This is a genomic window from Allorhizobium borbori (assembly GCF_014196535.1).
In the GTDB taxonomy this organism is placed as follows: Bacteria; Pseudomonadota; Alphaproteobacteria; order Rhizobiales; family Rhizobiaceae; genus Ectorhizobium; species Ectorhizobium borbori.
Genome location: NZ_JACIDU010000016.1, coordinates 122,352 through 128,923, shown reverse-complemented (window position 1 = coordinate 128,923; position 6,572 = coordinate 122,352). Strand labels below are relative to the sequence as shown.

The window sequence follows — 6,572 nt, the reverse complement described above, 5'->3', positions numbered from 1 at the left end:
AGGAACTTGACCACGACCGCAGACCCGAAACATACCTAACACGCGGGTCAATTCTCGGTGGAAACGCCGGGTCAGTTCTCAGTGGCAATCAACACCGCTTACCTTTCACGCCACGTTTCGGCTTGATCGCGCGCACGCGCAGGCCGTTGAAATTATGGTTAATGAAGCCTGAAACGGAAGCTAAACAGAGATTACGTTCCGTCACTGGTGACAACCGTAGAGTCTGAAGCGAATAGGTAATGTCGGGATATTGTAGGATTGGCTGCATCGACAGATGCCAATCACTGACCTCTTTAAAACCATACGCCGACTGTGCCGATTGTCAATCTCGCGACGGTTTTCCCCAGCCTCAGCCATGCTCCGAACAGGCGAAAAGGAACGCCGTCGGCCCGTTTTCCGTAACGGGCCGACGGCGTCAAGCAACAAAGGAGATGAGACTTCGCGGATGCATCCTAGGCGACCATACTGACAGGAGGCTGAAAACCGGACGGGATGTTTTCGGCCCCACTTGTTGGGTTCTGAACTTTAACAGTCGTTAAACCGGCGGGCCTAGCGTCAAGACGCCCGCGACAGGTTCGCCGTGGACCCGCGCCGGCCCGGCCGCTCCGGCACCCGTGACCGCCCCGCCCGCAGTGCCGGGGTGAGGGAGAATTGCATGTCCATAACAGCGCTTTCATCCACAGGGGCAACAGCCGTCGCCCGCACCATGAGCCCGGCCGTTGCCGCCAGCGCCGGCTCGGCCAGGCTTGGCTCGACGCCGACGGTCGCGGTGTCCTATGGCCCCTCCGTACCCAATGCCATCGGCCAACTGGCGCTCAACGCCTCGGCTTCCGCCGACAATGACGGCGACGACACCGGCAGCGGCGGTAACGACCACGATGCCGACGATGCCCCGGCCTCCGGCAAGCCGATTGCGGTATCGACCGCCGAAGACGGCACCTATTCCATCGGCATGGCCGCCTGAATGCGCTTTCCGGGGGCAGCCCGCCCCCGGAAAACCGGGCGTTGACGAGTAGACAGCTGTCAACAAATTCCCGTTTCGCGATAATGGCTTAAACCGGGAATCGCATGGGTTTCGGGAAAGCCTTAAAACCGGCGCGTCGCGCCATTGCGAACACACCGTTCAATCGTCTTATAACCCCTGTGCCTGCACCCCACATTGTGCGATGAAAACGACAATTCACGCACTAAGGAACGGCACACCATGAAAAAGATCGGCTTTCTTTCCTTCGGGCACTGGGCCCCCTCACCGCAATCGGGCACCCGCTCGGCCGGCGATGCCCTGCTGCAATCCATCGATCTGGCCGTGGCGGCGGAAGAACTCGGGGCCGATGGCGCCTATTACCGAGTTCACCACTTCGCCCGGCAACTCGCCTCTCCCTTTCCGCTTCTCGCCGCCGTCGGAGCACGCACGAAATCGATCGAGATCGGCACCGCCGTCATCGACATGCGCTACGAGAACCCGCTCTACATGGCCGAAGACGCCGGTTCCGCCGACCTGATCTCCGGTGGGCGGCTTCAGCTCGGCATCAGCCGCGGCTCGCCTGAACAGGTCATCGACGGCTGGCGCTACTTCGGCTACCAGCCAGACGAAGGCAAGAGCGATGCCGACATGGGCCGCAGCCACGCCGAGGTTCTGCTGGAAGTGCTGCAGGGCAAAGGCTTTGCCGAGCCCAACCCGCGCCCGATGTTCCCGAACCCGCCCGGCCTCCTGCGGCTGGAACCCCATTCCGAGGGGTTGCGCGAGCGCATCTGGTGGGGTGCCGGCTCCAACGCCACAGCCATCTGGGCAGCCAAACTCGGCATGAACCTGCAAAGCTCGACGTTGAAGGACGACGAAACCGGCGAGGCTTTCCACGTCCAGCAGGCCAAGCAGATCCGCACCTATCGCGAAGCCTGGAAGGAAGCGGGCCATGCGCGCGAACCGCGCGTTTCCGTCAGCCGATCCATCTTCGCCATCACGGATGACCGCGACCGTGCCTATTTCGGCAGCGGCAGCAAGGAGCAGGACTCCATCGGCCATATCGACGCCAATACACGCTCCATCTTCGGCCGCTCCTATGCTGCGGAACCGGACCGGCTGATCGAGGAATTGAAGAACGACGAAGCCGTGGCCGAGGCTGATACGCTGCTGCTCACCGTGCCGAACCAGTTGGGCGTCGATTATAACGCCCACGTCATCGAGTCGATCCTGACACATGTCGCACCAGCGCTCGGCTGGCGCTGAACCGGCGGAAGGGGCGCTTCGGCGCCCCTCTTGCCCGAATCGGGCCGATATCACTAGTGATACCTGTCGACTCGCGGGCTTTCGCTGCGAACAACCATGGCAGGGTTCACGAAATGCGGATTTTCTCCTTCACTCCCGGTTCCGGCAACGGCTGGCCATCCGCAGCGCCGGATGCGCTTTGCCCATGATCGGCCTTTCCACCCTTCTGCGGGAACAGACGGAACGCGACACCGCCGCGCGGCTCGCGCGGGCGGTGCAGCTTGAGGCGCTGGACGGTGTCATGAGCTTTGCCCGGCGCGAGCGACTGGCCGAGCGTCTGGAAGACGAAGAGGTGGCCCTTCTTGCACATCTCGCCACGGACAACCGCTCGGTCCATACGTTGCGGGCTCTGGCCGGTGACCTTGAAACGCTGGCGCTCTGGCACCGGCGTAACCGGACCGGCCCCCTGCCCCTTCCTCCTTCCGAAGCCTGCGTGCTCGACTTCATTGCCGATCAGCAGTCCGCGTCTTCTCCCCCACTCTCCCACGCCACCCTGAAGCGGCGGATCACAAGCTGGGCGACGCTGGCGCGGGCAGCGGGCGGCAGCGATGCGGTCTTTTCGCTCTCCGCCATCCGCGCGGCTCTCGCTGGGCAAGCGCCGGTGCGTGCCAAAGCCGAAAAGCTCGGCGAAGAGGGAATGGCGCGGCTTCTCGCCGCCTGCGATAACGACAGCCTCACGGATTGCCGGGACCGGGCGCTGCTCATGACCGCCTTTTCGCTCGATCTTCGCCCCGCGCAGATCGCCGCCCTTCGGGTGGAGCATCTATCCGGCGGCAAGAAGCCACGCCTGCGATGCGATGAGGGCAAAGGTGCCGCCGCCCTGCCCCTGCCTGCACCGGTTTTCGCCGCCCTGAGCCACTGGCGAAAGCGGGCCAAGCTTGGCGATGGCCCGCTGTTTTGCCCCGTGGACCGCTGGGGCAAGCCGGGGCGGCTGGGGCTCACGCCGCAATCGGTCACGTTCATCGTGCGGGCGCGCGCCAAGGCCGCGGGTCTCGATCCCGCTGCCTTTTCCGCCCGCAGTCTCCGGTGACTCCATCACTTTAGTCGTTGATGGTCCGGACAAATTGGTGTCACATGGCGTCGAAAGACAAACGGGAACCCCGCCGCCATGACCAACCTCACCAATAGCGATCCGATCTGGGCCTATGCCGATGCCAAAAAGCAAGCTTTTGCCGAACTGGCCGACCGGGTCTGGGCCACACCGGAACTGTGCTACGGCGAATACAGGTCGGTGGCCGAACATACCCGCATGCTGCATGAACAGGGCTTCCGGGTGACGGAGAACCTCGCCGGCCTGCCGACGGCGGTGATGGGTGAGGCCGGCGACGGCGGGCCGGTGATCGCCATTCTCGGCGAGTTCGACGCCCTGCCCGGCCTTTCGCAGGAAGCCGGCATTGCCGAACCGCGTCCCCTGCCCGGCAATGGAAACGGCCATGGCTGCGGCCACAACCTGCTCGGTTCCGCCGCCCTTCTGGCCGCCACGGCGCTCAAGGACTGGCTGGCGGCCACGGGCCGCAAGGGTCGCGTGCGCTATTACGGTTGCCCGGCCGAAGAAGGCGGCGCAGCGAAATCCTTCATGGTGCGCGCCGGCGCCTTCGATGATGTCGATGCCGCGATCACTTGGCATCCCGATACCTTCACCCGCGTCTGGGAGCCCTTGTCGCTCGCCAATATGCGCATCGATTTCACCTTTCACGGCCGCGCCTCCCATGCTTCGGCCGCCCCCCATCTCGGCCGTTCGGCGCTCGACGCCATCGAACTCATGAATGTCGGCGCCAACTACATGCGCGAGCACATGCCGGCGGATGCACGGGTTCACTACGCCATTCTCGATGCCGGCGGCGTGGCTCCGAACGTGGTGCAGGCCAAGGCAACCGTGCGCTATCTCGTGCGCGCGAAGGAACTGCCCGGCCTTTTGACGCTGATCGAGCGGGTGAAGAAGATTGCCGAGGGTGCCGCGCTGATGACCGAGACGCGGGTGGAAGCGAAGATCGTTTCCGCCGTGTCCAATCTCCTGGCCAATACGCCGCTGGAAGATGCGATGGCGGCCGCCTTCGAACGCCTGGGCGGCGTGCCCTTCGATGCCACCGACCGGGCGTTTGCCGCAGAGATCCAGGCGACGCTGACGGCAGGCGATATCGAAAGCGATTACCGCAGCGTCGGCCTGCCGGTGGAGGAGAACAGGCCGCTCTGCGATACCGTCGTGCCGCGCTTCCTGAAGGGCGAACCCATGATCGGTTCCACGGATGTGGGCGATGTGAGCTGGAAAGTGCCGCTGGTTCAGGCACTGGTTGCCTGTCAGGCCATTGGCACGCCCGGCCACTCCTGGCAGGTCACCGCCCAGGGCAAGACGCCCGCCGCCCACAAGGGCATGGTCCATGCGGCCAAGATCATGGCGGCAACCGCCGTCGATGTGATCTGCGATGAAACGCTGCTCGCCCGCGCCAAAAAGGACTTTCTCGCCCGCACGGAAAAGACGCCTTACGTTTGCCCCATGCCGGAGGAGGTGCAACCGCCGCTACAGCCCCGCCCGGTGGGCGCCGCCTGAGCGTGGCCTCAGCCGGTCGCGCTCATATCGGTCACATCACCCGCCCACACCCGGTTCCGCCCCATGCGCTTGGCCTGATAGAGCCGGCGATCGGCAAGGTTTACCAGTTCGTCCCAGTTGGAAGATGTGCTCTCGCCACCGCACCAGACGACCCCGAAACTGGCCGTCACCCGCTCGTCGCCCATCTCCTCGATCGGCGTTTCGGCCAGACATTTGCGAAGCGTTTCGGCGATGGCGCAGGCCTGCTCCGCGGATACGTCGCGCAGCACCAGCAGGAATTCCTCGCCGCCATAGCGTGAAACGATATCGCCTTCACGAAGATTGCCGGTCAAAACGGCAGCGGTCTTCTGCAATACATGGTCGCCGACAGCATGGCCGAAACGGTCGTTGACCAACTTGAAGCGATCGACGTCGAGCAACACGATGCCGACACCCGGTGTCTCGGCCCGCACCTCGTCCAGAATGGACTGGGCCAGCCCGTAAAGCGTGCGACGGTTGAACAGGCCGGTCAGCGGATCGGTTTCCGACAGCCGCTTCAACTGCTCGACGATATCGTGCCGCTCCATCTCCAGCCTGTGCTTGGTCTGCTGCTGGCTGCGCAGAAAACTCAGCTTGGCGAACATGTCCTGCAGTTCCAGCCCCAGATGGTGAACGGGACGTGGTTCGGCAAAGTCGCCGTTGGCGATGTCGTTAATCTGCTGCCTGGCGGCGTCGAACGGTGAAAACAGGCCAAAACGCAGGACGAGCGCAAGGCCCGTGAGGACCAGAAGGACCACGCCGCCAAGGCCTGCTGAGACCAGCATGGCGTGGCGGGCCTCAACCTTCGTCGCCATCATCGATGCAAAGGTGGCACTGATGATTTCGCTGCGCAGCACATCGACCGATTTCATCGCCGGCAGATAACGCTGGGTGAAGACGGCAACCGTCGGCCTTTCGCTCGCAACCGTCATGCGCGCCACATCCTGGGCATAGACCAGGGCGCCGTTCAGATAGACGAGGTCCATATCCGCAATCGCCCGGTCGATGGTCGGATTGTCGACATAGGCGGCGCTATAGGCCCGCAACATGGCAACGATGTCTTCCACCCGCACCGCCTCGGCGGCCATCACGCCGGCATAGGTCGCGAAATCCTCGGGCAGACCGATCAGTTGCAGTACCACATAGGAGCCAAGCCGGTCGGCATGCTCGCGCAGAACGCTGGCCTGCGTGGCCATCAGAACCTCGAAGCCGATTTCCGGTGTCACTGACACGATGCGCCCGCCGATCTGGTCGCGCAGACGGCTTGCCTCGTCGGCAGCGGCAAACATGGTGGTGATGGCTTTGGCAACCGCCTTCGGCTCCGGTCCGCCATTGGCCACCCGAACGGCGTCATCGACCGCCACCCGCGCCCTCGAAAGCCGGCGAATGACATCTTCGAACGCCGCCTTCAACCGGGCGGAGGCGTGGACCTCGCCCGAGAACTGCTCCTTGAGATCGCGCAGACTGTCATCCGTCACGCCACGGGCCTGGGAAAGGCCTTGAAGGGTTTCGGGTGTCGCTCCCCCGGCCATCGCCTCGTTGGCCGCGCCACGTTCCGCCGAAATATTCGAAGCCGCCAGAAGCGCGCTTTCGAACCGGGTGAACTCTCCGATCGAGCGCTCATATTTGCGCATCTCGGAATAGGCAGGCCAGATGCCGATAGCGGCCAGCCCCAGACACACCACGCCCACGACGACCGCTCCGACGAACTGAAGCTTCTGGATGCTGAATTGTATCAAG

5 protein-coding genes are annotated in these 6,572 nt (G+C 63.8%); 4 read left to right on the top strand and 1 reads right to left on the bottom strand.

The window, feature by feature from the left end:
* Nucleotides 1-655 precede the first annotated feature (655 nt).
* From GGQ66_RS18005 to GGQ66_RS17990, 4 genes are all read left to right on the top strand, one after another.
* Entirely contained in the window at nucleotides 656-964 is a 309-nt protein-coding gene (locus GGQ66_RS18005) for a hypothetical protein (RefSeq protein WP_183794199.1), read from the top strand.
* Between the two features lie 240 nt (nucleotides 965-1,204).
* Nucleotides 1,205-2,227, top strand: coding sequence for an LLM class flavin-dependent oxidoreductase (locus GGQ66_RS18000; RefSeq protein WP_183794197.1), 1,023 nt, complete (start codon nucleotides 1,205-1,207; stop codon nucleotides 2,225-2,227).
* A gap of 184 nt (nucleotides 2,228-2,411) precedes the next feature.
* Nucleotides 2,412-3,296, top strand: coding sequence for a site-specific integrase (locus GGQ66_RS17995; RefSeq protein ID WP_183794195.1), 885 nt, complete (start codon nucleotides 2,412-2,414; stop codon nucleotides 3,294-3,296).
* A 78-nt stretch (nucleotides 3,297-3,374) separates the two neighbouring features.
* Nucleotides 3,375-4,814, top strand: coding sequence for a M20 family metallopeptidase (locus tag GGQ66_RS17990; RefSeq protein ID WP_183794182.1), 1,440 nt, complete (start codon nucleotides 3,375-3,377; stop codon nucleotides 4,812-4,814).
* An 8-nt stretch (nucleotides 4,815-4,822) separates the two neighbouring features.
* On the opposite strand, the gene GGQ66_RS17985 is transcribed toward GGQ66_RS17990, so the two are convergent.
* Entirely contained in the window at nucleotides 4,823-6,571 is a 1,749-nt protein-coding gene (locus tag GGQ66_RS17985; RefSeq protein WP_183794180.1) for a GGDEF domain-containing protein, read from the bottom strand.
* Between the last annotated feature and the right edge of the window lies 1 nt (nucleotide 6,572).